This window comes from Pseudomonas sp. CFSAN084952 (assembly GCF_009648855.1).
Lineage (GTDB): Bacteria > Pseudomonadota > Gammaproteobacteria > Pseudomonadales > Pseudomonadaceae > Aquipseudomonas > Aquipseudomonas paracarnis.
On the sequence record NZ_CP045767.1, the window covers coordinates 2158667 to 2182197 of the forward strand.

At 53.9% G+C, this 23531-nt stretch carries 25 protein-coding genes; 2 read left to right on the top strand and 23 right to left on the bottom strand.

Features of this window, described 5'->3' with window-relative positions; translation table 11 throughout:
* Positions 1-123 precede the first annotated feature (123 nt).
* The 17 genes from GH769_RS09810 to GH769_RS09885 form a co-directional block, all read right to left on the bottom strand.
* Complete coding sequence (locus tag GH769_RS09810; RefSeq protein ID WP_153649659.1) at positions 124-594, bottom strand: single-stranded DNA-binding protein; 471 nt, start codon at positions 592-594, stop codon at positions 124-126.
* Positions 591-1109, bottom strand: coding sequence for a DUF3158 family protein (locus GH769_RS09815; RefSeq protein WP_153649660.1), 519 nt, complete (start codon positions 1107-1109; stop codon positions 591-593). The genes GH769_RS09810 and GH769_RS09815 overlap by 4 nt, the downstream gene beginning before the upstream one ends.
* Positions 1106-1861: a PFL_4669 family integrating conjugative element protein gene (locus tag GH769_RS09820; RefSeq protein ID WP_153649661.1), complete on the bottom strand. Its 756-nt coding sequence runs from the start codon at positions 1859-1861 to the stop codon at positions 1106-1108. The genes GH769_RS09815 and GH769_RS09820 overlap by 4 nt, the downstream gene beginning before the upstream one ends.
* A gap of 144 nt (positions 1862-2005) precedes the next feature.
* Positions 2006-3193 (bottom strand): STY4528 family pathogenicity island replication protein, encoded by a 1188-nt coding sequence (locus GH769_RS09825; protein ID WP_153649662.1) that lies wholly within the window; start codon positions 3191-3193, stop codon positions 2006-2008.
* A complete protein-coding gene (locus tag GH769_RS09830; protein WP_153649537.1) occupies positions 3190-3738 on the bottom strand; it encodes a DUF2857 domain-containing protein in 549 nt (182 codons plus the stop codon). The genes GH769_RS09825 and GH769_RS09830 overlap by 4 nt, the downstream gene beginning before the upstream one ends.
* Positions 3735-5318: a ParB family protein gene (locus tag GH769_RS09835; protein ID WP_153649663.1), complete on the bottom strand. Its 1584-nt coding sequence runs from the start codon at positions 5316-5318 to the stop codon at positions 3735-3737. The genes GH769_RS09830 and GH769_RS09835 overlap by 4 nt, the downstream gene beginning before the upstream one ends.
* 14 nt (positions 5319-5332) lie before the next feature.
* Positions 5333-5542, bottom strand: a complete 210-nt coding sequence (locus tag GH769_RS29280; protein WP_153649664.1) for a hypothetical protein — start codon at positions 5540-5542, stop codon at positions 5333-5335.
* 84 nt (positions 5543-5626) lie between these two features.
* On the bottom strand, positions 5627-6469 hold the full coding sequence (locus GH769_RS09845) for a ParA family protein (RefSeq protein WP_153649665.1): 843 nt from the start codon (positions 6467-6469) through the stop codon (positions 5627-5629).
* A 4-nt stretch (positions 6470-6473) separates the two neighbouring features.
* Complete coding sequence (locus GH769_RS09850; protein WP_153649666.1) at positions 6474-6704, bottom strand: AlpA family transcriptional regulator; 231 nt, start codon at positions 6702-6704, stop codon at positions 6474-6476.
* 112 nt (positions 6705-6816) lie between these two features.
* Positions 6817-7566, bottom strand: coding sequence for a hypothetical protein (locus tag GH769_RS09855; RefSeq protein ID WP_153649667.1), 750 nt, complete (start codon positions 7564-7566; stop codon positions 6817-6819).
* Positions 7567-8260: 694 nt separating this feature from the next.
* Positions 8261-9538 carry an O-acetylhomoserine aminocarboxypropyltransferase/cysteine synthase family protein gene (locus GH769_RS09860; protein ID WP_153649668.1) on the bottom strand — a complete coding sequence of 426 codons (1278 nt, stop codon included), beginning with the start codon at positions 9536-9538 and terminating at the stop codon, positions 8261-8263.
* A gap of 1093 nt (positions 9539-10631) precedes the next feature.
* The gene (locus GH769_RS09865; protein WP_153649669.1) at positions 10632-11594 is read right to left on the bottom strand and encodes a GlxA family transcriptional regulator; all 963 of its coding nucleotides are present in this window, start codon (positions 11592-11594) and stop codon (positions 10632-10634) included.
* Positions 11595-11744: 150 nt separating this feature from the next.
* On the bottom strand, positions 11745-11879 hold the full coding sequence (locus GH769_RS29390) for a LysR family transcriptional regulator (RefSeq protein ID WP_372242388.1): 135 nt from the start codon (positions 11877-11879) through the stop codon (positions 11745-11747).
* Positions 11880-11979: 100 nt separating this feature from the next.
* Complete coding sequence (locus GH769_RS09870) at positions 11980-12309, bottom strand: carboxymuconolactone decarboxylase family protein (protein WP_153649670.1); 330 nt, start codon at positions 12307-12309, stop codon at positions 11980-11982.
* A complete protein-coding gene (locus GH769_RS09875) occupies positions 12310-14121 on the bottom strand; it encodes an FUSC family protein (RefSeq protein WP_178128917.1) in 1812 nt (603 codons plus the stop codon).
* Positions 14122-14132: 11 nt separating this feature from the next.
* Positions 14133-15014, bottom strand: a complete 882-nt coding sequence (locus GH769_RS09880) for an HlyD family secretion protein (RefSeq protein ID WP_153649672.1) — start codon at positions 15012-15014, stop codon at positions 14133-14135.
* The gene (locus GH769_RS09885) at positions 15011-15220 is read right to left on the bottom strand and encodes a DUF1656 domain-containing protein (RefSeq protein WP_153649673.1); all 210 of its coding nucleotides are present in this window, start codon (positions 15218-15220) and stop codon (positions 15011-15013) included. The genes GH769_RS09880 and GH769_RS09885 overlap by 4 nt, the downstream gene beginning before the upstream one ends.
* Positions 15221-15320: 100 nt before the next feature.
* On the opposite strand from GH769_RS09885, the gene GH769_RS09890 reads away from it, so the two are divergent.
* The gene (locus GH769_RS09890; RefSeq protein ID WP_153649674.1) at positions 15321-16094 is read left to right on the top strand and encodes an IclR family transcriptional regulator; all 774 of its coding nucleotides are present in this window, start codon (positions 15321-15323) and stop codon (positions 16092-16094) included.
* Positions 16095-16233: 139 nt separating this feature from the next.
* Here GH769_RS09890 and GH769_RS09895 read toward each other — a convergent pair whose 3' ends face one another.
* Positions 16234-16785 carry a cysteine hydrolase family protein gene (locus GH769_RS09895; protein WP_153649675.1) on the bottom strand — a complete coding sequence of 184 codons (552 nt, stop codon included), beginning with the start codon at positions 16783-16785 and terminating at the stop codon, positions 16234-16236.
* A 95-nt stretch (positions 16786-16880) separates the two neighbouring features.
* Positions 16881-17771: an MBL fold metallo-hydrolase gene (locus tag GH769_RS09900; protein ID WP_153649676.1), complete on the bottom strand. Its 891-nt coding sequence runs from the start codon at positions 17769-17771 to the stop codon at positions 16881-16883.
* Between the two features lie 240 nt (positions 17772-18011).
* On the opposite strand from GH769_RS09900, the gene GH769_RS09905 reads away from it, so the two are divergent.
* Positions 18012-19034 (top strand): GlxA family transcriptional regulator, encoded by a 1023-nt coding sequence (locus GH769_RS09905; protein WP_153649677.1) that lies wholly within the window; start codon positions 18012-18014, stop codon positions 19032-19034.
* A gap of 21 nt (positions 19035-19055) precedes the next feature.
* Here the strand turns inward: GH769_RS09905 and GH769_RS09910 are convergent, their stop codons facing one another.
* The 4 genes from GH769_RS09910 to GH769_RS09925 form a co-directional block, all read right to left on the bottom strand.
* Positions 19056-22109: an FAD-binding and (Fe-S)-binding domain-containing protein gene (locus GH769_RS09910; protein WP_153649678.1), complete on the bottom strand. Its 3054-nt coding sequence runs from the start codon at positions 22107-22109 to the stop codon at positions 19056-19058.
* 86 nt (positions 22110-22195) lie between these two features.
* Complete coding sequence (locus tag GH769_RS29395) at positions 22196-22351, bottom strand: amidohydrolase family protein (protein WP_153649679.1); 156 nt, start codon at positions 22349-22351, stop codon at positions 22196-22198.
* Entirely contained in the window at positions 22351-22797 is a 447-nt protein-coding gene (locus tag GH769_RS09920; RefSeq protein WP_178128918.1) for an amidohydrolase family protein, read from the bottom strand. Before GH769_RS09920 ends, GH769_RS29395 begins: the two co-directional genes overlap by 1 nt.
* Before the next feature lie 89 nt (positions 22798-22886).
* Positions 22887-23525, bottom strand: coding sequence for an RraA family protein (locus tag GH769_RS09925; RefSeq protein WP_153649681.1), 639 nt, complete (start codon positions 23523-23525; stop codon positions 22887-22889).
* Between the last annotated feature and the right edge of the window lie 6 nt (positions 23526-23531).

Sequence of the window (23531 nt, forward strand, 5' to 3'; positions counted from 1 at the left end):
GCATAAATGGTCCGAGGCTGCTAGCCGACTGTTGCGTGGACGACAGTGTGGATCTTCACGAGTAGCGAGTAATGACAACACAGCAACTTCGCGCAATGGCGCAATTTTATGCCCTCAAGTCAGTCATGCCGATGGTGGCTGCCCTCTGCGCTTTTTGGACTTCGACGCAGGCGAGCTGGCCTGGTCTGTAGCCTGCCCGACGGGAGCCGCAGATGAAGCTGATTCACTTGAGCGCTCCCGCATGACCACGTTCTGCACGCGATGAGGCAGGATGCCGACACGACGCGCCTCGATCTTGAAGGTGACCCGCGCATTGTCTTCACTGTCTTCCCACTCATCGCGCACGGTGCGGCCCTCTACCAACACGCGCATGCCTTTCTGGTACAGCGTGCCCCAGTGTTCAGCCTCGCGGTGCCACAGCTCGACTGGCGCCCAATAGCCGCCTCGATCCTCATAGCTGCCATCGCGTGGCACGGGGTTGTCGAAGTACACATTCAGGCGCAGCAAACGCCGTGGCTCGTCATTGCCTGACGGGAACTCCTGAAACTCTGGCGCACTGCCGATGTTGCCTTCACCGACGAAAAAGGTACTCATCGTGATATCTCCGCTGCTGGTGTGAATTGGCGCATCAGCCGTTCGGCGCTGGCCATTTTGATTGCGCAGGTTGAAGCCTGACGGTAGAGCGAATGCATCACACTCATCTGCAAGTTCAGTGCAATGCGCTCGCATTCGAAACGGTGCAGTCCCTCGCGTACGGCTTGGGGCAAGGCCTTGTTGGAGGCCTGGCGCTCCCAGACCGCAACGCCCATACGCGCGAAGTCACGGGTGCGCCATCGCAAAAAGGTGCTGCCCGCGCTGGTGTTCTGCAGTACCAATCGAATATCCAGCAACGAGTAAGGAGATTGTCCGGCCTGCTGCGCCACAGCCTCCATCAGGCGACATAACTGCACCTCGGTTTCCCTCGCCACCCGCGCCAGGTACTCCAGCTCCCCCTTACCCTTAAAAGGTTTTAAAAGGCCTTTTAGGGAGGCAGCATGTTCGAGCTGTCGATAGGCATCCGGTGTTAGTGTTTCGAGGGGCATTGGTTGAGGCTGGATCAGGGACTTCATACGTCGTCCTCCGGTTCATCGACTGTCGCAGATGGCTGTACTGCTTCCTCTGTCAACGCGTCAGCGCCATCCACTGCCACAGCACCATGACGAATGATGGGTGGCGCGAACTGGGAGCGGTGATGCCCCTCAAGGATGTCCATAGGGGGTAATCCAAACTTCTCCATGGCCGCCAGAGCACGAGCGTTGTTCGCCGCCATGTCATCACGGGTGACGCCAGCATGCCGATAGCGCTGCGCCTGGCCGAACAGGCTGCGCAGCAGATGGGCGCCGTCGTCGATCCAGGCTTCCATGTCTCGGCGACCGATCAAGGCGGTGTGATGGGCCAACAGGGTATGTCGCACCAAGGTGTCGTAGTCAGTCAGCAGGTAAACGGCGAGGAAGCCCAGTTGGCTGCCGATGTACAACGGTAGGGTGACGGGATGGATGTTGAGGTTGTCGCCCATGTCGATCTGCGTCGGCAGCTCTTGTCTGAGCCGGTCCAACTGCTGGGTCAGTTCCAACATGCCAGCTTTGGCCTGCATCAATTTTTCTTCGAGCTGCACAATGGCCCAATCGGCATAGGGGTCGTCCTGGGCCGCAGCTTGTTTTATCAGGTTGGTGACACTGATGTAGCCGGCCATGCCCATGATCGAGTGGACGCCTTCACGTGCGGCCCGGCCTTGCCAGATCCGGGCGGCGTGATGGGTGTGTAGGGTTAGCGTGATGCTGCTGCGCAATGAGCCCAGATTGAGCTGATAGTGATCGGCCACGGTGTTGTCCTCGCATAGGCTTGGACGGGAACGTTGCGATAGATGAAGGTCAAGGACAGCCGAAAAGCTGAATGCGGTCTGTTCGGTTTGGTTCGAGACGGCTAATTTCTGAGACGCTCGGCAATGATGCCAGTGGCATCAAATCTACTGACGTCCAGGGCGTTTGCCGCGCAGCTGACGCAACTCATTCAGGCACGCTTGGGCCATGGCAGAGACTGGTTCGCCCTGTTTTCTCGGTCGGCGTGAAGGGACTGGTGGCGGTTCCGCAATGGGTAACGATTCAGCCTGACTTGCCCAAGGGCGGAAATCGCCTTTCAGCGCCCGCTGGATCAGGCCCATCAGATACGCCGCGGGTTTACGGATACCGCCGGCCGCACATCGCGCCCCCGCTTCGTTGAGCACCGCCTGTCGATCCGCTGGTTTAAGCTTGTTCAGCGTTACGGTGACGGCTTGCCGCTCGCTCGGACTCAGGTGCAGCGGATCAGGCCAGTGCAGGTTATCTACCGCCGGGGTCGCGCGCGGTACCGTACAAATACTTTCTTTTAATACAGTACAGGCGGCATTCGGATTCCGAACGGTGCCGGAAACATGGGCGTTCAGACCCGGTTCGGAATCCGAACCGCGTCCCGCACGATTCCGAACGAGGTGGTCGCCACCCAGTTCGGAATCGTGCAGCGCTTCATCGGGCGCCTTATCCAATCCTTGTTTTGTCCAGTGGTCGCCCCAACTGGCGAGCCGGGTGGGGAGTCGATCCAAATCGATATCGGTGTCCTGACGAATTTCTTCCAAAACATGCCGAGCGACAATTCGCACCGCCTTGGTCGCGTGAGAGAGGGCATGTCCGACCAGCTCCAGATAATCCTGATCCAGCTCCATGGCTTCGGCGGGAGTTAACGGCTCATCGTGCAGGACATACAGAGAACCTTGAAGGCGCCCGCTGAGCTGATCGCGGCCACGACTTACCAAACTGAGCCAGCGAGTCAGCCTGAGCATCGTCAAGACGCGAGCGATGGTTTCACGGGAGGCTGACGCGCCGTAGGGCACACTTGACAGATAAGGCTGCAGATCTTCATAGCGCGGTGTGACCACGCCCTGACCTTGCAGCATGAGTCTAAATACTTGCCAGGCATTTCGTTCCAATGGCGTTAGCCGACTATCCAGCAGCAAGCGACGCGGCACGACTTCGTGAGATTGGCCACTGAACAAAAAGCCCGCCTGCATGGCCTGGTTGGAAGGATGTTCAGTGGTAGGGCGTGCGGGCCAGCGTTCACTCAGCTGCTGGGTGCATTGCTGCAGGACACGTTGCCAGCGACCGGACGGGGCAGTGTTCATGTTCCGTTGCTGTAATGGTCGATCTGCTGCCAAACGATGGTCAAGCTGATCTGTTGCTCTTCTGCCAACATCATCATGGCGTCGAGCTGATCCTCAGCACCGTCCTCAGCGCGTAGTTGGCACCAACGCTGCCAGAGCGCATGTTCCTGTGCTTCGCTCAAGCTCTGGGGGCGGCCCTTACGGGTTTCTATCTTGAGCAGACGTCGGCGCAGGGCGGTTTCCGAATGCGCCAAACCGAAGTACTGGTACATGATGGTACTGCTGGCACCGAGCTTGAGCGCTCGGTTGATCAGGCGCTCGTTCTGTTCGTCACGTTCGGCCTGGTCGATCAACCGATGCAATACCGGCGAATCAATCTTGATCTCAACCCAGGGGACGGTGGCATGGGCCAGGCGTGACAGTGTGGTCGGCGGTAATGATTGCAACAGGTAGATGTCCTCTTCACTCAGTCCGAGTGCTTTGCAGCGTTGCAGATTACCCAGGCGTACCTCGTGAAGGACCTGGGTCAGCATGGCCTGGTTGAGCACATTGAAGGACAGGTTCATGGCAGTTCCCTTGGTGAATCGTCTTCATGGGTAAGCGTTAAGTCGATCAGGCGCCGGGCTAAGCGAATGAGCCGATACAGTTTGATTAGCAGACCGTCGGGCAGTCGCTCCAGCCCTACGTCCACGGCGGGACGATATGCCAGCGGGAGTTGATAAACCCCCAATAGCAGCTGCCCGAACAGAGCTGAGGGCAATTGCTTGCGATCCTCCCAGTTCACTTCGTCTTGGGCACGCAGCAGGGCCAAGAGCAATAGGTGAACGCCGGCCGCACGAGGCGCTGCAAGATTAAGTTGCTCGATGTTCAGGGCAAAGCCCAGCCCATTTTTTTGGTCGATGATGCTCTCGGTATGTCCGGCATAGGCCGCCATTTCCCGAGCCAGGCCGGCAATGGCTAAGCGAAGTTGTTCGGGGGTATCCAGTGTTGGTGCGATAATCCAGATGTCGTCGATTGGACAGGTTGCGACGGTCTTTGCTGGTTCGGATGCAATGGCGTGATCAATCTGTTCGCGGATCTGCTGGACACGTGACGGAGGGCTCACTGCTGATACGACATTCGTTTCGGGCAGCGTGAGCTGCTCCTCTCGCTCTGTTTCGATCTGCGTCCTGGTTTCAGCTTGTTTGGTATGCGGCTCGGAGGGGGGAGGCTCGGTTGCAGGCTCATCGACGCTCAGCAGTGGGTTGTTCTCCGGGGGCGTGACGACAACGCCGGGCGCCCGGATAACCCGTTGTGTATCGCCCAGCTCCAGGGCCAACATACGGTAGGACTGTCCGAGCAAGCGAGTCATGCGTTCGAGCAGTTCGTCCTGGATTTGCTCAAGGTCGAAGGACTCTGGGTCGGCATCAAATTGGCCCAGGGTCTCGAGCCAAAACTCGGGGAACGCAGTTATTTCAGTTGGATAGCGATTCCAGGTTTGTTCAGCCTGGCTACGCAGAGCGATCAGGCGTTCAATCTTGGGTTTACCCAATCCGGCATAAAGGGTTTGTGGGATGGCGGGCAGCAGGTATTCGAGAGTGTCGAGCATCCGGCTGATGTGCGACTGTGAAATCGGGTAGCCCCCAGCGGCAAGACGTCGTGCCAGCTCGCGTTGCGAGAGTGTTGCTCCATCTGGTTCGAGCATGGTCTTGAGTTTGGCTATCGCCAGAGCACGTTCGATGAAGGTGAGTTGGCCGTGCAGATCGCTTTCGGCAAGATGGCCGAGCAGGGTGGTGATTTCATTGCTCCAGGGCCGGAACAGGCAATGAATGCGGAAGAAACGCTCATCGCGGGTTTCCTGCCACAGCTCTCCGAGAATCGCCAAGCGCGTATTGCCGCCGTTTCGGATGATGAAATAGGCCTCTCCCGGGCGGCGAGTAATCGGTGGCGGTTGATCCAGCCCGCGTTCACGGATCGAGGCCTTGATATCGTCATAAAGCGGATTACGGATGAACCGCGGGTTGTGTTCGTAGGGCCGCAACTGCTCCAGAGTGACCTGCATAGGTGTATCAGTGAGTGGATCGGACAACCGCCCTAGTTCTGGACCGCGAGGGAAGTGGTCCTGGTGCAGTTTTTCGGTAATTTCCTCCTGAGTGAGCTTCTTCATTGGAGTCACCTCAATTAACGCCGGGTGCGCAAATGGTCACCAACCTCGAACTTGACGATCTCGGCAGTGCCCGAGGTTTCGAAATAACGAGACAGTTCCGCGAGGAACCAACCCATGGCTGAGCGCCCGCCTTGTAGACGAAAGACCACTGTGCAGTACTCCTCGCTAGGTGGGCGGCAGAGGTGGATGGATGGTTGAACAATGATAGGAAGCTGGTCCAACATCAAAAGACTCCTTGCCAAACGCAGTTGGCCTCAACGTCGATCAGACAAAATTTCGTCTCGAGAACTACAGCTTGGCGATTTATTTCATCGAGCCTCCGCGCACTTGCTCACAGTAGAGATCGCTGTGTGCCATTCTGGAAACAACTCGATGGCCAGTGCTTGCATGGTTTCCAGTGCTGATGGTGAGCGTCGTTTACGGGGCCGGCGCGTCTCGATCCGGTGGACTGGCAGGCCGAGAGAGGCAGCATTGAGATACGCCACTGCGTCTGGAACTACGGTATCTAGCACCGAGATGTTGGTAGCCCCAGCGAAGGTCTCGCGCAGACTGCAGATGATCATTCGGGAGTCCATCCGAATGGCGTTCACCTGGTTCAATAGCAATCGCAAAGGTGGTGGTGAAATGCCCAGGAGGCGGAATGGTTCAAGTTCGCTGAGCAACTTCAAGGTGCCGCGATGCAGTTCGCGGGCGGCGAGCATTTCCGGTGTAATGGGAGAAAGGGCGAGATCGGAGGCCAGGATGGCCATTTCCAATAGCACGCTACGTGCACCTTGGGTGTCGATCAAAAGCAGGTCATAACGTGAGCCGAAATGGTCGAGCAAATTGCGCAGCCGTAATCGGCCGTCAGGGGCGTGTAGCAGCAGAGTGCTCAAACGGCCTTGGTCGTCGTTGGAGAGGATGAGGTCGAGACCGAAGACCTCCGTCGTGGAAATTATTTGCGTAGGATCTGTCTGGTCGAGCGCAATGAGTTCGTACACACCGGCGATGGCCTCGTGCTTCAAGGCGTAATAGCTGGAGAGGGTGGGTTGGCTATCCAAATCGAGCAGCAGGACGCGTAGGCCAGCATCCGCTAGCAGACCGCCGAGGTTGGCAGTCACTGTTGTTTTGCCTACCCCACCTTTGGTGGACACCACTGAAACCACACGCATAGCATCAAGCCTGCTGCGCCAAACGCTCAATGATCCACTGTTCGATCTCAAGCGAGTCCCAGCCTACGGCCCGCAGTCCAATGCGTTTGGCTTGGGGAAACTTACCCTCTTTCATCAGATTGTAGATGTGAGCACGCTTGAAGCCGGTTTTTCGCTCAACCTCTATGCGCCGCATGATATGACGCTCTAGCGATGGTTGATTATCACAAGCGTTCGTGGCGGTTTGGGATAACATGTCGTCACTCCGTGGCGCTGCGTGGCGCGTAGTGGGAAGTGACCAGAATTGAATAGCAAAAAAGGACGGGAGTCATTGCGCCGCAACGGGAGTGATTGCAGTGCAATCCGCCTCATTGATTTATGAGGCTGCGCTTACCAGCAGCAAATTTTTCGTCCAACGTACGCTTGGTTATGCCCGGTACGTTTTTATAGTGAGCGGTTAGCGCGTCAACGATGGCCGCTTGGGACTGAAAAACTGACAATGGTTTTCCAGACGGGGACTTATCGAGAAACAGATTGACCATTGCCCCGATAATATTGAGATAGACGGATTCGCTGCGATCGCTGACTTTATGATTGGTCTTGAGTAAGTGTTGTATATTCTTTCTTTCCAGTCCGATGGTCTCCAGGTCGTTAAGCAGCTGCTGATGAGCTGCCTCCAAACTCTTTATTCGCACTTGCAAAGCATCCCGATCACCTTGCAATGCTAAGTATGTTTCAATGCTAATGGCTTCTTTATGATTGGGTCCCTCCCCAAAGAGAAACGCTGGTCGTTGGTCAGGATAATATCGCGACATCCAAAATCTTAGATCAGTGTGGCGGACGGTTATGTGGTCATAATTAACGGGAGTGCCAATGGCCACCGGCACGCCGAAACATCCATAAGCGAGCTCTCCGTGTTGAATGGCATCGAAAATTTTTTCGGTATTTGCATGCAGGCAGGGCCACTGCGGGAAGTTAGTTCTGAGTTGGCTCGGACAGTGCTGAGCTACTCCGAGTATTTCTCTTTCGTAGGTAATCAAGTTGCACCAGCGCAAGGCTGCATCAACGGGCCTGTAAAAGAGTTTTGCATAGGGGTTGCAGCTTTGAGTTGTATACATAAAGAGTCACTCCATTGAAATGTTTTTGCTCCTGATTCTGAAATTTAACACTTTGATTGTTTGGTTTGGTGTAAATCCCGAATGAGATGGGGCTTTATCGCTAAGTCTGGGGTGTGTGATTGTCGTTTCGTAGTGGTGGGCGTAAAATGTTATCGTTGTGCAGGGTTTATATAATAAATAGTTTGTCTGGCGTATTGTGAAGGGTCGTGTTTGTGTTTGATCTCACTTGAACGTGGTAGAGAGAAATCAAGGCTTTGAAGTCGGCGGTGTTAACGGGGTTGCATGTTTGAAATTGAGAGGGCGTTGTGTGTTTTTTGCCTTGAGTCCATATGAGACAGATTTATCTGGTGTCTCATTGAGAAGGCGTTCTGATTTTATAGTGATAAAAATTTATGGTGTTTCAGAACACTCTACTGCACTCATGCGTCGCGGAAATGACAAATCATTGATTAATTCCGCCATATTGGCAGGCGGGCTCGCCATTACTATGCCACTGATGCCAGAGGCGAGCGACGGCGCCAGGTACCCGGGCTGTTCTCCAGTACTTGGCGGCGTTCGCGCAAAATTTAAATCAGTAAATTTGCCGCAAATGTTGGCAAGCAGAGGGCGGCACCGCGCAGCACGCCTAAGGCCTCGCAGAACACATAGCTACCTACTGGATGAGCAATGCGGATATCAGACCGACATTCTTACCTCAAGTTTGAGACGATACCAGCGCCTGGCGCAAATCGTCGATAAGGTCTTCAATCGCCTCGATACCGACCGACAGACGAATCATTTCTGGCTTTACGCCAGCTTTCGCTTGTTCTTGCTCGTTCATTTGCCGGTGGGTGGTAGAGGCCGGGTGGCAGGCCAGCGACTTGGCGTCACCGATATTCACCAGGCGCTTGAAGATTTGCAGGGCATCGTAAAAACGCACACCTGCCTCATAGCCGCCTTTCAAACCAAACGATAGAATCGCCGACGGTTTACCCTGCATGTATTTTTGCGCCAATGCGTAGTGAGGATGGTCGGAGAGGCCGGCATAGCTGACCCATTCCACCTCAGCATGGTTTTGCAAGAATTGCGCAACTTTCAGGGCGTTATCAGTATGGCGCTCCATGCGTAGCGCGAGTGTTTCTAAACCTTGAAGCAGCAGGAACGCATTCATGGGGGCCAATGCCGCGCCAGTGTTTCGCAACGGCACAGTGCGGGCACGCGCGATGAAGGCGGCGGGGCCGAACTTCTCGGTATAAATCACATCATGGTAGGCCGCCTCGGGTTGGTTGAGGCCGGGGAATTTTTCCGGGTATTGGGTCCAAGGGAAGTTGCCGCTGTCAATGATCACACCGCCTAGGGAGTTGCCGTGCCCGCCGACATATTTGGTCACTGAATGTACGACGATATCGGCGCCGAACTGAATTGGCTTGCACAGGATCGGTGTGGCCACTGTGTTGTCGACCACCAGCGGCACGCCACGAATGTGAGCAGCATCAGCCAGAGCTTCGAGGTCAATGATGTTGCCCGCGGGGTTGCCGATGCTTTCGCAGTACACCAGCTTGGTATTGTCGTCGATGAGTTCGGCGATAGCCTCGGCAGAGTCATCCCGGGCAAAACGCACATCCACGCCAAAGCTTGGCAACAGGTGCGCAAACAGCGTGTACGTGCCGCCGTAGAGTTGTGGAGTGGTGACGATATTGTCACCGGCGCGGGTCAGGGTCTGGATCGCATAGTGGATCGCCGCGCTGCCGGCCGATACGGCCAGACCTGCTATGCCGCCTTCGAGGGCGGCCATCCGTTGTTCCAGCACATCATTGGTGGGGTTCATGATTCTGGTGTAAATGTTGCCTGGCACGTCCAAGTTGAAGAGGTCGGCACCGTGTTGGGCGTTATTGAATTCGAAGGCAACGTTCTGGTAGATAGGCACTGCCACGGCCTTGGTGGTCGGGTCCGACTTGAAGCCATGGTGCAGCGCGATGGTGGCGTCTTTCATGATTGGTATTGATCCCTAAAAGTATTCCAGGTTTTGCGGTATGAAAATTCTGTAAAAATTTATTATGCCGATCTTTGAGCGCTTTGACCCAGTAAGTCGAATCTACCGAAGGAATTTACCCCCCTACGTCACTCGCAGACTATATGAAGGCGCCCACCTTAGGCTTGTGATCGCGCGATCGAGGCAACGTAAGACGCAGATACAGACAGTCCCCAATCTCCTCCGAACACGATGTCACTATCAAATAAAGGACTCACGATGGGGACTTGATTGCCAAGTTTCAGCGCTATCAAGCTGCCATCATGACCTTGCCGGTAGGTTCGGACAGCTTAGTCCCCCAACTGTTTAAGGATCGTCTTAGATTCATGCGTGAATGAATATCGAACCGGGGTTCGGTACAAGCCGTGGATACGGTGGAAATTCGGAGGGTTTTGGATTCGGGTTTATGATCTTGTCCTATCAGAGCCGCAAAGCAGTCTCACTCCACAGTGCTCAATGTGTCTTCAAAGTAGAGTTTTGAACATCTGGAAACTAGTAACGTGAGAAGGGCCTGCAATGATTCAGAGGAAAAGTGATTGTGCATTGAGGCTGCATCCAGCCATGCGAATTTTATGATCCAGCCTTCGGAATTTGTCGCTGGCGTGAGGTTGTAGTCAACGCAGTCTGGCGAAATTCGCTTTATGTTTTTTAGCAGTGACAGGATCTCCATGTACAGGTTGTCATCCATTTGTGCTTGTAGCTCAATTGTGTTGATTGCCAGTTTTAACATGTGAAGGTCTCTGACGCAGAGCATGGCGGGAAGTATTCAGGCGAATTATTTATACGAGTACTAAATGCTGACGTTGGATCTCCAGATCCTAGCCTCTGCTATTTTTGTAGGGGGCAAAGAATATTTTTGAGAAAGGAGTAATTTATAGAAAAACTGTCGCGAGAAAATGACAAAATATTGATCATGTCCGCCAGATCTGGACGGATTTCGGCATGGTGAGCAAACCCTCTGAGTCTTCACCAACGGTAGATGAGATCATTTTAAGGATTTGGGAAAGGCAATGTTGTAGAAAAAAGCATCGCTACATTGTAGAAGTGGAGCGTTTTATTGGGTCGATTTGAAGCGTGAGCGATGCTCTTTGGGTGTGATGCCAAAATTCTTCACAAACCTTCTAATAAGGGTCGATTCACTACCCAGCCCGCAGTGCTGTGCTATGGTCTTGAGTGGGCTGTTTGAATTAGTCAGCATATCGCGGGCCGCGTCTAATCGGAGTAGCTCTACCATTTTACTTGGCGTTTTTTCCATAGATTCTGAGTACTTGCGTATAAAAGTTCTTTCGCTCATATTCATGAAATTCGCGAGCACGGGCACTGTTAGGTCGGTGCTTAGATTTTCATTAATCCATGCGTGTAAATCTGAGAACTGGCTGCTCTTCGATTGCAACGTCAAGGAGGAACTGAATTGATTCTGATCTCCCGGGCGTTTGAGAAACATTACCAGATGTCGAGCAACCTCTAGTGCAACGGTGTGTCCCAGGTCTTCCTCGACGATTGATAGTGCTAAGTCAATTCCTGATGTAACACCTGCAGATGTCCATATGTGTTCATCATTAATAAATATAGGGCCGCGCTTAACTGTTATTGAAGGAAAATGTCTCTCCAGTTCGTCATACGCGGACCAGTGAGTGGTAGCTTTTCGTCCGTCCAGTTTTCCGGCAAAAGCTAGTGCGAATATGCCAGTGCAAACAGAAATCAAGCGCTTGGCTTTTTCTGCATGGTTTATAAAGTGCGTGGCGAACTTCGGATCTTTGCAGAAATCATGTATGCCTGGTCCGCCAGGTATAATTAAAGTATGCGGCGAAGAGGTTTCTGCTTGCAGGATTTCAGTGTTTACTGAAAAATTCGAGCATATCTCAGTGGTCTGGTTTAACGCTAAAATAGCAATCGTATACGGTTGGTGGTCGGGGCGGGAAAAGCGGTTGGCTGCCATGAACACGTCGAGAGGTCCTGCCAAGTCAAGCAAACTTACTTTCGGGTAAGTGATGAATTGTATGGATTTAGGACGCATAAATAGCTACTCCATGAGAAACAAAATCTGGACTCGTTCATCTGACAGCTCACTGAGTAATTTTGAGTACTCGAGCGGCCCCCTGCAATAGATATCTATACGCCTTTTGATAAAAGTCATGAGCTTCTGGTGGGTGGAGCTGCTTGAGCGCTAAAACAAGGAATGGCCCACCCATGACTGCAGTTTACTAATTTTCTGCCCGACGGCGGCAAGCGTGACATTTAGCTCGGCAGTGGCTGCAAAAAAGCTTCGGTATCGCGTTGCGGTTTCGAGAGCTCGCCACATAGGATCTCGAGGATGCCAGTCGTGGCGGCTTGGCCGGATGCCACTGCTAGGCGGCCCTCGACCGTTAGGTTTACATGGGCTCAATGAGGCCTTTTGACCTCTACTTCGTTTCAGCGATTTTTTTCATCGCTTGCCAGCCATGCGTAATGCCGCCGCCAGCGCGAAGGGCTGTCGCCACCATGATCGCCTCAGCTACATCTTGTTTCGACGCACCGGCACTAACAGCTCGCTTCGCATGGTCGGCTATGCAATAGGAACATTGCGTAGTCACTGCTACCCCAACCGCAATCAATTCCCGAGTGGCCAACTTCAGGCTGCCAATGTCTTTGTTGAAGACAACTTTATCGAAGTTGAAAAAGGCTGCGACCATCTCCGGCGCGGCGTCCTGCAGATCATGCATGAATTTTACGTCACCTTGATGGTTGTGCATTTAGGAATACCTTTCAAGTTTGGTTTTAGGGTGAGATTTAAAGTGTTTTTTCATTTCATCTGAAGAGAGCTTCATTCGGTGACCTGCCTCAAATGCGTTGAGCCCTCGCTGTGTCAGCGCCCTACCGACCGGTGTTTCGGGTTCGTATGTCGTGAGATAGGATAGGCGCTCTGCTGCACGGTGGTTGAGCCAATCCGCTGACCTTTGTTTCTTCCGCATTTGTTTTAGATCGGAGTAAAGAGCTCTGATAACGCGCCGCTGAAACCATGTATTTTTAGGCGGCCCTAACAGACCAAACCCCGCATATAGCAATCCCAGGCCCGCTGCGATTCCCAACCCAGTGGACAGGCACTGGTCGATTGCAAATGTCATGTAGTTGCTCGGCTGAACAAGCACCGCCAGGGTGAGGCAGAAGCCTAGACCGTAGGGGGCGAGTGGAGGTGACGTCATGCTCATCAGCCCCAGACAAAGAGGGGCAGAAAGAACCAAAATCAAGATCTCGAAATCGCTTGAACTCTGCGCAAGTAGACTGAGCACGAATAGGATGGCGACAGGAATGGCGATCAACGCTCCGCCTAGTAACTTGCCGGTTGCTACGCGTGGAGCTGGGTGGGCGGAGAGTATCTGGGAGAGCAAAACAGGTAGCACGATCATCATAATCAATGAGGCGGGCTCGTCAGACAGAATCCATAAACCGATTGCGCTCAAAAAAACAATAGAGCTTCGTAGCGCGGATCTGAGTCCGACGAGCCAATCACGATGTCGAGTGAAACGCGGAAAGCGTCGAGCCTTGCACGATCTGTCGACGGTTGAGAGGGGAGCCCCAAGCATTGCTGAAAGTGCCTCAGATACTTTGTCCATACTCTCTATCACTGTGCTTGCAATAGCGTTTCCCTGAGCCCAATGGCGTACATCTTCGTTGGGACGACAACCCTCAAGTGTTCGAATCCACGAAGCTGAAGGTCGATTATCCAGCGAGCTGCAGCCATGAGCGTATTGGTCAACCCATCGAGCGATCATGTCCGGTAACTGTGTTGAGTTATCACCTAATGCGCGCTCAATGGTTTGCCCCCAGGCAACGATGGTCAAGGCTTTGCTGGCGGTTAGTAAGGCTGCTTGGGTATTGCTTGCCTGTTCATACCGTCCTGCATTGGCGTCGTCGTTTATGGACGTCGCCAAGGCGATGATTGCCGTCCGCTGCTGATGGATAGCTGTTGGATTGGATTGATCCCTAAGAATCGTCGAGACATGGCTGAGGCTTAAAATCAGTAGGCGATTCATACCCGTCTCCAGCACTTTCTCCAGCTTGAGGGGATAAAGAAGGACGCTGGCCAAGATGGCGCTACTTGCTCCGACAAGGACTTCACCCAGCCGAGCGCGAACCACCATAAAGATTGAGCTACTGTTGGTGTTCGCAGGATCTGCCATGGCAAAAAGCACGATAAGGATCGCTGTGACACTCACTAATGATGTAGCGAACACGAAGTTGACATGCCGCATCGTTGAGGCGATTGCAGACGTGACGGCAACGCACAGCGCGAGCGCACCGATGGCTAACAAAGGGTAAGGTGTCAGAATGTCCAGGATCAGAATGGCAATTACAGCACCGACCGTTGAACCCAAAACCAGACACGCGGCTTTTTCGATAACCAATCCGGCTTCGGGCCGAGCTTGGAGCATCATCGACGCCACCATCGCCCAGAATGGCTTGTCCAGATCCAGGCTCATTGAAATCGCTAAAGCGAGCGCAACGGCAGAAAGCCCTTTGCAAGCGAACATAATGCTGCGCAAGTCAGGGGGCAGGTAATGCATCAGGGCAGGTCTCATGGTTTGCCCATCTCAGTGGCCTGTTCGTAGACCTTCACCGATGCGCTCATGCCAGCAATCAAACGTGTACTCGCCGTGTTCGCATCCAGTGTTATATCGACCGGTATGCGTTGCGCCAGTCGCACCCAGTTGAACGCCTGTTGCACTTGAGGTAACAGCATTGGATCTGCTTGTGTGTTGGTGTTGGCGACACCTTTAGCGATGCTTCGGACGCGACCAGTTAGTGGGGGCCCTCCGGCCATAAATGAGACATCGGCCAAGTCCCCTTCTCGGATGCCGAAGAGCTTGGTTTCCTCGAAGTACGCGGTCACGTAGAACGAACCGTCTTTGACGAGTGAAAAGGTAGGAGAGCCCTGAGTTACGTAGTTGCCTTCCTGCAGCCTGACATTAGTGATCGTGCCGTCGGCAGGAGCTGTCACAGAGGTACGGGCCAAGTTGATCCTGGCGGTTTCCCACTGCGCCTTGTTGATCTCATATTGGGATTTGGCCAGCAAGACCTGGGCATGGGCGTTATCCAGATCCTCGGCGCTGATGGCATTGATCTTGGCCAGTGGAACACGGCGACGCTCGAGGAGCGCTGCAAGCTCCCATGCGTGCCTGGCGTGTTCCATCCTGGCTTTAGACTCGTTCACGAGGGATTGATACCGAACGGGATCAACTTCAAAAAGCAGATCGCCTTTTTTTACCGCCTGGTTGTCTCGCACCTCAAGCCTCGTCACCCAACCCGCCACATCGGGTGCCACGACCACAACATCTGCCCGAACTCGCCCATCCCGCGTCCAGGGTGAGAGACGGTAGTGGGTCCATGTCCACGACGCCGCCCACACTGCGCAACTGGCGATCAGTAACGTCACGCAGACCCGGATTGTCGAATTCATTTCCATCCCCCATCGAGAAGAGCGAGTGCGGTGGCGAGGTAGCAGACGAACAGCGAAAGCCCCAGCCACGAGCGCTTCCAAACCCATCGCCGTATCACCCGTTCCGGTATGAGCAGGTGAGTAATCACCGTTAAAGCTGCCGCAGCGCCGACGCAGATCACCATTGGGGTGATCAGCAGGCCTGCGACTGAAAATTCACGCAGCATTGTGAGCCTTACAATTCGCCTGTATCGCAATGCGGTAACTGTACCGCTAATTTAAGCTGTACCGCAATATGGTACAATGACCGAAATATTGGAGGTGTCGATGGACGAGCCGGTTCAACCAGGTGTCAACGATGAGCGTGGCGGGGGTATCCAGGTCATTGCTCGCGCGGCGAAAATTCTGAATCTATTGGGAAGAAGCGCTGGCGGTATGAGTCTGGGAGAAATAGCCCAGGCGGCAGATCTGCCTCGCTCAACGGTGCAGCGTATCGTAGGAGCGCTGGAAGAGCAGGGGATGACTCGGAGCGAGGGCGCTGGAGGAATCAGTCTGGGCGCGGGGTTGCTGAGACTTGTCGCGAATGCGCATGTCGACCGCGTGACTATTGTTCGGCCTTGGCTGCATAAGTTGAGCGAGGCGGTTCAAGAGACGGTTGTTTTTTCGCGGCCTGCCGGCATCCAACTGATCGTAGAGGATCGTGTAGTTGCTGATCGTGAGTTGCAGGTGATGCCACGTCTTGGTCAACTGGACACACCGCTGTATGGAACATCTGCTGGACGGGCTCTCCTGGCTCTAGACACAGAAGAGGATGTGAAGGCTTTGTTTGCAGCAAAAAGCGCTACGAAGCAGAAGGCGGCAGTACCCGAGACTCTGTTCAGTCAGTTGGACGAAATTCGGAAAACCGGGCTTTCAAGCGATCACGGTGAACTCATCGAGGGCATCACAACAACAGCCGTCGCGCTGGATACGGTGTTAGGTCGTTTCGCAATCTCAATGCCCATTCCTACATTGCGTTTCGAAAGGAATCGCAATGCTTACCTTGAGGAACTGTTGGGTTGCAAGGCCGGATTGCTCAAAGAAATCGGTATAGACGGCTAACGCTCAAGTGGGAAGGCCTGAGAAGTTGGCCTGCTTGACTCTGAGACGAGGGAAACTTGGTACGTTGCCGGCGTCATCAGATTGTGTATGTGTTGACGAGGAAAATAAGGGCCCTACAGGGCCCTGCTTAGTTGTGTCGTCACGCGGTCAGGCCGACCAGGTACTCGTCCGCCGATTTGACGGTGGCGTAACCGAACTCAAAGGCTGCCATCATCGTTGCATGCACTTGAGCGGCAGGAACGTTTACAACACCAAATGTAAGGTCCAAGGTGGCGCAGGCATCGTGCAGCACGGTAACGGGATAGCCCATGTCTGCCGCCGCGCGTACTAATGCGTCTATGCACATGTGGCTCATGGCACCTATTACCACGAGTTCCTGAATATCAGCGGCTTCTAACTGCTGCTTGAAATCAGTTTCACGGAAGGCGTTGATGTGTTTTTTTACAATCACAGGCTCGTGGCCTTCGGGGGCAACAGCGGCTTGAATGTCCGCGCCGCTAGAGCCCTTGACGAAGATTGGAACGCCTTCATCGGACTCATGCCGTATGTGGAAAATTGGAATACCTGTTTCGCGCGCGTGGCTGATCATCCGGATAGCATTCGCTACAGCCCCTCCGATACCGGTCAAAGGCAGCTTGCCAGTGGGTAGGTATTCGTTTTGCAAATCAACTACTACAAGACCTAGTTTCATCAACGATCTCCAGTTATGAAAGTGATGTCGTCCTTAAGGCCGAAATGGTTTGAAAATCAATGAGCTGCCTGCCATCCCGGCACAATAAGTTTGAATCAAAACTCCAGCGAAGCGCCATCCTCGGGAATATCTACACGACTTTCGATGTGTTGCTGTTTGACGTAGGTGCGCAACTCTTCACGAGTCAGGGACATGTGGTTGATCGCGTCCATGTGCACGGCCACAATTTTTGCATTTTTCGCGGCCTGTGACGCGTGAAGGACGTCCTCCTCACCCATGATGATCGCACCCTTGAACCCGTTTACTTTTGCTTTCCCTGCGTTGAGAACGATGACTTCGGGATGATATTTCTCGATGGTCTGGTCTACCTCCTTACGCCAGACAGTGTCACCGGCAAGGTAAAGTGTCTTGTAGCCTGGCGCTTGGAATACAACGCCCATCGCTTCGCCCAGAAGTTCTGCCAAGGGAGGGGATGCATACATTTCGTCTGTGCCATGCTGTCCGCCGGCCTTGGTGATTCTGACGCCGCCGAACTCAGCTTCATCGGTCAGTACGCGGACATTCTTGAAACCCTGGGAACGAATCAGTTGCGCATCTTCTTCATGCTGAGTGAACAAAGGGATGTTTTTAGGCAGTGCTTTTTGCGCGGCGTCGTCCCAGTGGTCAAGATGGGTATGAGTAACGATGACTGCGTCAACACCAGCGATAACCTTGGCGGGCGACTCGGTCAGATCAACCAATGGATTGCGTAGCTCGCTACGATAGGTATTTTCAAACCCTGGGTAGGCTCCCTTTTCAGCCAGCATCGGATCGATGAGGAAGGTCGTACCACCATATGTGATTTTTACCGTTGCGTTACGAACTTGCTTCAAATCTACTTTGTGAGATGCAGTAGGCGCTCTAGGGTCGATTGAGCCAGCGAATGCGGGTGTGGCGGCTGCAGCGCAAGCAATGCTGAGGGCAAGAGGAAGAGCTCTAAGGTTCATGGGATTATTCCTGTTGATACATTAAGGTCACCATTCTTGCCGAATGCTTCACAGCTCGACAGTGGCCTGAATGACATATTTCGATATAATCGGGCCAAATGATGAGCGCATCTCGGACGAATGCGGTAGGTTGATCGACATTGCTCTTTCATCCGTGAGCGCGCTTGGCATACCTGCTTGCTCATAATCCTTTGTGTGCGGTTGATATGAGCCAATACAAAGTCAAGCCGAGGTTGTCTGATGCATTCCATACGTGTGGCTGTTCTGGCTTTCGATGGCGTAAGCCTTTTCCATCTTTCTGTGCCGGGAGTGGTGCTGGGGACGGCCCAAACCGCACCGGGTGACCCTCATTACGAGGTCAGTTACTTCGCAGAAACGCCGGGAATGGTCAGTAGCGACCAAGGCATCGGCTTGGCGGTCACTCACGGCCTGGAGCTGTTGGAGACATCTGACGTAATTGTCATTCCTGCGTGGGGTGATCAATCGGTAACAGCATCTGCGCAGCTGGTGAAAGCTCTTCAGCTCGCCAATGCACAAGACAAGCTCATAGTCGGGTTATGTTTAGGCGCATTCGTGCTCGGAGATGCCGGACTACTTGATGGGAAAGAAGCAACCACTCACTGGGCCGTCCGAGACGAATTTGCGCGGCGTTTTCCTGAGGTTCGTTTCAGGCCCGAAGTGCTCTATGTCACCGATGGCAATATCATGACCTCGGCAGGTACCGTGGCAGCAATTGATTGTTGCCTTCATCTGGTACGCCAGCGGCTTGGCGCCGATGTGGCAAATCGCACGGCGAAGATGCTTGTGACACCGCCGCTTAGGCAGGGAGGGCAAGCGCAATATGTTGAGCATCCTGTGCCGCAGCTATCCAGCGAGACTCATTTGTCAGATTTACTGGCGTGGGCCAGACAGAACCTCGCCCGGGACCTGTCGCTCGATGTTCTTGCGGACGTAGCGAAAATGAGCAGGCGAACGTTTACCCGACGATTCAGGGAAGCCACTGGCAGTACCGTTTCAAAGTGGCTAAACGCAGAGCGCGTGGTCAGAGCGCAAGAACTGCTGGAAACCACTGACTTGTCTATCGAGTGTATTGCCAGCGAGGCAGGCTTTGGAACGCCCTTATCATTGAGGCAACAATTCGGTGTTCATCTAGGCACGTCGCCTTCTGAATACAGGCGGACGTTTTCTCGGGAAATGGACCCGGGTCGGAAGCCGAGCGGCAATGAAAATACTGCCGAGCGGTCTACTCGCTCCAGGGCATAGGTTTTCGCAATCTCCCCATGGTCAGGCAGTATCATCTCTGACCACAGCGAGCAGCGCCTGCAGCGGATGCAAGATGGTCACACCGTCCTGTCGTTTCACCTGGCTTCGGCAAGAATATCCGTCGGCCAATAACCGGCCTGAGGCATTAAATTTCGTCACAAGCGGCCCCCACGACTGTTTGTAAATCACCACAGAAGTGCCAGCGTTCTTTGTCTCATGCCCATAGGTGCCGGACATGCCACAGCATCCGCTGGCTTGCACGCTCAGTTTCAGCCCCATACGCTCGTAGACTTGCTGCCAAAGGGCGACACTGCTGGGCTCATTTGTTTTTTCAGTGCAGTGGGGAAGGAAATAATAGGGAGCGGCATCTTTGATGCTCTGTGGTTTTGGAAGCGCACCCGCGAGCCACTCTTGGGGCAGTAGAACGGTGGGCGTTTTGTCGCTGCTCAGCGTTTTCGCATACTCCTGGCGATACACCAGCGTCATCGCAGGATCGAGTCCAACCAACGGTATTTCGTAACGCTGAAGCTGAAGCAAAGCTGCACTGTTGAAACGTGCCGCTTTTTCAAAAGCTTTGATAAAGCCTTGCACCTGAAGCGGCTTACCGTTGGGGGCAAAAGGCGCGATGTAAACCTGGTAGCCAAGCCTTGAGATCAGTTCGATCCAGTCCGACAGCACAGGGGTTTCGAAATGACGGGTAAAGGCATCCTGGACGATGATTACGCTGCGAGCACGCTGCTGCTTACCCAATGTCGACAGCAGCTCTGGCGTTGAAATCTGAACGTTCCAACGACGGCATACAGCGTCGAAGTCCGTGATGCTGAGCAGTGGGCTGTCGACCATTCCGGCCACGTGCTCAAGAATGAAGCGTACAGGGCGGGCGGTCATGACGAAGTTGTACATACGGGGGGCACGAGCGATGTAGGGAATCGTGTATTCCAGCGAGCCGATCAGGTAGTCCTTCAACGGGCGCAGATAGCGACTGTGGTACAGCTCCAAAAACCGAGAGCGGAATTCAGGCACGTTGACTTTGACCGGGCATTGCCCCACGCAGGACTTACACGCAAGGCAGCCAGCCATTGCCTCATAGACTTCGTGGGAAAAGTCTTGCTGTCCCATCTTTTGCGCGACCGAATTGACGGTTCGTTTTGCGATACTGACGACGTTGCTGGTTGATCGAATGTGATCACTCGGCGTCAACACATCAACGCCTTGTCGGCCCTGAAGTCTCAGCCATTCTCGAATCAGAGAGGCACGTCCTTTCGGTGAGTGAACACGGTCACGGGTTCCTTTCCACGAGGGGCACATGGCGTCGTCTGGGTCAAAGTTGTAGCAGGCGCCATTCCCATTGCAGTGGACAGCAGCGTCGTAGCTTCGCCATACGCGTTCGTCGATTGTCCGGTCTAAGTCGCCTCGTAACTCAACGCCATCTACCTGAGTGAGCCGAGCTTCAGGCACCGTCTTGGGGGTCGCGATTTTTCCAGGGTTAAGTTGGTTGTACGGATCGAAAGCAGCCTTCAAATCCTGTAGCGCAGGGTAAAGGTCACCGAAGTAATCTGGGACATAATGCGATCTCAATCCCTTCCCGTGCTCGCCCCACAACAAGCCGCCATGCTTTTGAGTCAGGGCGGCAACAGCGTCGGAAATGGGGCGGATCAGTGCAGCCTGGACGGGGTCTTTCATGTCGAGAATTGGTCGCACATGCAGTACACCAGCATCGACATGGCCGAACATTCCGTATTGCAATTCATAGCTGTCCAACAGTGCACGGAACTCCTGGATGAAATCCGCAAGATTCTCAGGAGGTACGGCGGTGTCTTCCACAAAAGGTTGCGGTCTCGCCTCACCTTTAACGTTGCCAAGCAGTCCAACCGCCCGCTTACGCATCGCGTAAATGCGCTTAAGTGCGTCGGCACCTATGGCGAGCGTATGCCCCAAGCGCACCACGGAGGTGTCGCGCTGCAGATGCAAGACAAAGTCCTGAACGCTCTGCTGGACGGTGGTTTCATCATCCCCACTGAACTCAATGAGGTTGATGCCCAAGATGGGTGTGTCTGGATCTTCGGGAAAGTATTCGGCAACGCCATGCCAGACGATGTCCTTCATCGCCAGCATCAAAACTTTGGAATCAACGGTCTCAATCGATAACGGCTTGAGCAGCATCAACGCCTTCGCGTCGCGCAACGCGTCCATGAAGCCGGCATAACGCACATTGACAAGGACGGAACACTTCGGAATCGGCAAGACGTTGAGTTTGGCCTCAACGATGAAGCCTAGGGAACCTTCGGAACCACACAACACGCTGTTTAGGTTGAAGCGATCACCTTGTTCGCGGAGATGCGCCAGGTCATAGCCAGTGAGGCAGCGGTTTAATTTAGGAAAGGTTCGCTCAATCAGATCTGCCTGATTATCCGCGATGTCGACCGCACACCGGTAAATCTTACCGATCCGATCTCTACGCGCAGTTTCTTGCTCCAGAGCATTTTCCCCGAGTAGCGCGCTGTGGAGTAACTCACCACCCAGCAAAACCGTAGAAAGCTCTAGAACGTGGTCGCGGGTTTTGCCATAGGTACAGCTGCCTTGGCCACTGGCATCGGTGTTGATCATGCCGCCGATAGTTGCTCGGTTGGAGGTGGACAATTCCGGTGCGAAGAAAAGCCCGTAAGGTTTAAGCGCAGCATTTAATTGATCTTTCACCACACCACTTTGGACGCGAACCCATCGCTCTTCAGCATTGATTTCCAAGATGGTGTTCATGTGACGTGACATGTCCACGACGATGCCATCAGTCAAAGACTGACCGTTGGTGCCGGTGCCACCACCTCGTGGTGTCAGCACGACAGATCTATGCTTGGGATGAGCCGCCAGGGTCGCGAGAATCTCTACGTCCTGAGCATTCAGGGGGAACACGGCTGCTTGGGGTAGACGTTGATAAATCGAGTTGTCAGTTGCAAGCACCGTCCGCTGGCCGTAGCTGTAGGCGACTTCTCCCTGAAAGCCCGCTTTACTGAGCTGCCTTAGAAATAAGCCGTATTTCACGCTTTGATTTTTGGACGGAAGCAACCGTGCGATCATGATAAAACTCCAACCGGCATGCGGTTTTTTGACTAGCTAATTTGTCGGAAGGGGAGAACGGCGATGCCTTTAGCCTGTATGGACGATCAGGCATCAAAGCCGTAAAGCTTGACCGCGTTTTCTCGAAGGATGAGTCGCCGGTCACCATCTTTGGGCTCCCAAATCGCTAGAAGATCGAGAATTTTGGCATCGTCGGGTTTATCGAATTTCATTGTCGGGTGAGGCCAATCGCTTTTCCACATTAACCTTCGGCTTTCAGTTTCACGAGTGCTGAAGCAACCTGCCCAAAGTCAAAGTATTCAGGTGCGCCGCTCTTTGAGGTGTTGTAGGGAGCGGACAGTTTCGTCCAAACGCGACCTGTAGCGAGCAATCTTGAAATTGCCGAAAAGCCATCGGACGTGACGCCGCCGGATTGAGCAAGTTGGCCCAGATGATCAATCACCAATCGGCATGGCAGTTTGAGTAATTCGGATTCTAACCCCGGCAATTGATCGCCTGGCGACACCAGCCGCACGTGCCAGTCGAGTTCATTGTCCCTTGAAGCGAGGCGTTCCAGCTCCTCGATTTCGGGTCCGCCGAAGCTCAGGTTGAATCGAATGCCTCTAACGCCAGCCTGATCCAGGCTACTGAGTTCTTCCTCCCGTATTTTTATGTTTTTCGGTGTTTTGTTTTGTGGTTTGACCAGCACGCTACGTGCATGCGGTCGTGACGGTCGGTTTGAATGTGGGGTTGTATAAAGGAGGCTTGATATGACCTCCCTTATGTCTTCACCGATCCTCAGCGAATGCTCGCTCGGACTTTTTCCCTGAAACTGTTCTCTATCCCATCCTGGACTTTGAGCTTCCCGGCGAGCGATGGAACCAAGTGGCGACTGATAACGATGATTCCGTCTTTGTCTCCCAAAATTGCGTCGCCCGGGTTGCAAACCACATTGCCGCAAGCGACGGGCGCACCTACCTGCCCGGGGCCGTATTTGGATGGGCCGGCTGGATTCACGGCGCGCGCATAGGTTGGCAGCCCCATAGCGCTCAGCTCCTCCACATCTCGAACCGCGCCGTCGATGACCACCGCTGCGACGTTGCGAATCAGACACACCTCACCCAGCAGATCACCAAAGACCGCACGGTTGGTTTCACCGTTACCGTTGATCACTAGAACATCACCTGGCTTGGCATCGTCCAATGCCCTGTGGATGGCCAGATTGTCACCTTCCCAAGTGAGGATAGGCAGTACCGTTCCGTAGAAAGAAGCTTTACCTGCAACATGGTGGATAGCGGAAGCCATCATCCCCAGGCGCTGCAATACATCGCCGATCAGTGCGACCGGGTAATGCGATATCTCTTCAATGTGTTCAAGGGACGCGCGTTCCCAATCTTCGCTCACGGTGATGCTTTCATCAGATACGTTGATAAACATGGTGGC

What these genes read in the sequence shown, in the direction of transcription:
- GH769_RS09810 (WP_153649659.1), bottom strand. Translation starts at nt 594, where the DNA reads ATGAGTACCTTTTTCGTCGGTGAAGGCAACATCGGCAGTGCGCCAGAG.
- GH769_RS09815 (WP_153649660.1), bottom strand. Translation starts at nt 1,109, where the DNA reads ATGAAGTCCCTGATCCAGCCTCAACCAATGCCCCTCGAAACACTAACA.
- GH769_RS09825 (WP_153649662.1), bottom strand. Translation starts at nt 3,193, where the DNA reads ATGAACACTGCCCCGTCCGGTCGCTGGCAACGTGTCCTGCAGCAATGC.
- GH769_RS09830 (WP_153649537.1), bottom strand. Translation starts at nt 3,738, where the DNA reads ATGAACCTGTCCTTCAATGTGCTCAACCAGGCCATGCTGACCCAGGTC.
- GH769_RS09835 (WP_153649663.1), bottom strand. Translation starts at nt 5,318, where the DNA reads ATGAAGAAGCTCACTCAGGAGGAAATTACCGAAAAACTGCACCAGGAC.
- GH769_RS29280 (WP_153649664.1), bottom strand. Translation starts at nt 5,542, where the DNA reads ATGTTGGACCAGCTTCCTATCATTGTTCAACCATCCATCCACCTCTGC.
- GH769_RS09845 (WP_153649665.1), bottom strand. Translation starts at nt 6,469, where the DNA reads ATGCGTGTGGTTTCAGTGGTGTCCACCAAAGGTGGGGTAGGCAAAACA.
- GH769_RS09850 (WP_153649666.1), bottom strand. Translation starts at nt 6,704, where the DNA reads ATGTTATCCCAAACCGCCACGAACGCTTGTGATAATCAACCATCGCTA.
- GH769_RS09855 (WP_153649667.1), bottom strand. Translation starts at nt 7,566, where the DNA reads ATGTATACAACTCAAAGCTGCAACCCCTATGCAAAACTCTTTTACAGG.
- GH769_RS09860 (WP_153649668.1), bottom strand. Translation starts at nt 9,538, where the DNA reads ATGAAAGACGCCACCATCGCGCTGCACCATGGCTTCAAGTCGGACCCG.
- GH769_RS09865 (WP_153649669.1), bottom strand. Translation starts at nt 11,594, where the DNA reads ATGCGTCCTAAATCCATACAATTCATCACTTACCCGAAAGTAAGTTTG.
- GH769_RS29390 (WP_372242388.1), bottom strand. Translation starts at nt 11,879, where the DNA reads ATGTGGCGAGCTCTCGAAACCGCAACGCGATACCGAAGCTTTTTTGCA.
- GH769_RS09870 (WP_153649670.1), bottom strand. Translation starts at nt 12,309, where the DNA reads ATGCACAACCATCAAGGTGACGTAAAATTCATGCATGATCTGCAGGAC.
- GH769_RS09875 (WP_178128917.1), bottom strand. Translation starts at nt 14,121, where the DNA reads ATGCATTACCTGCCCCCTGACTTGCGCAGCATTATGTTCGCTTGCAAA.
- GH769_RS09880 (WP_153649672.1), bottom strand. Translation starts at nt 15,014, where the DNA reads ATGAATTCGACAATCCGGGTCTGCGTGACGTTACTGATCGCCAGTTGC.
- GH769_RS09885 (WP_153649673.1), bottom strand. Translation starts at nt 15,220, where the DNA reads ATGCTGCGTGAATTTTCAGTCGCAGGCCTGCTGATCACCCCAATGGTG.
- GH769_RS09890 (WP_153649674.1), top strand. Translation starts at nt 15,321, where the DNA reads ATGGACGAGCCGGTTCAACCAGGTGTCAACGATGAGCGTGGCGGGGGT.
- GH769_RS09895 (WP_153649675.1), bottom strand. Translation starts at nt 16,785, where the DNA reads ATGAAACTAGGTCTTGTAGTAGTTGATTTGCAAAACGAATACCTACCC.
- GH769_RS09900 (WP_153649676.1), bottom strand. Translation starts at nt 17,771, where the DNA reads ATGAACCTTAGAGCTCTTCCTCTTGCCCTCAGCATTGCTTGCGCTGCA.
- GH769_RS09905 (WP_153649677.1), top strand. Translation starts at nt 18,012, where the DNA reads ATGCATTCCATACGTGTGGCTGTTCTGGCTTTCGATGGCGTAAGCCTT.
- GH769_RS09910 (WP_153649678.1), bottom strand. Translation starts at nt 22,109, where the DNA reads ATGATCGCACGGTTGCTTCCGTCCAAAAATCAAAGCGTGAAATACGGC.
- GH769_RS29395 (WP_153649679.1), bottom strand. Translation starts at nt 22,351, where the DNA reads ATGTGGAAAAGCGATTGGCCTCACCCGACAATGAAATTCGATAAACCC.
- GH769_RS09925 (WP_153649681.1), bottom strand. Translation starts at nt 23,525, where the DNA reads ATGTTTATCAACGTATCTGATGAAAGCATCACCGTGAGCGAAGATTGG.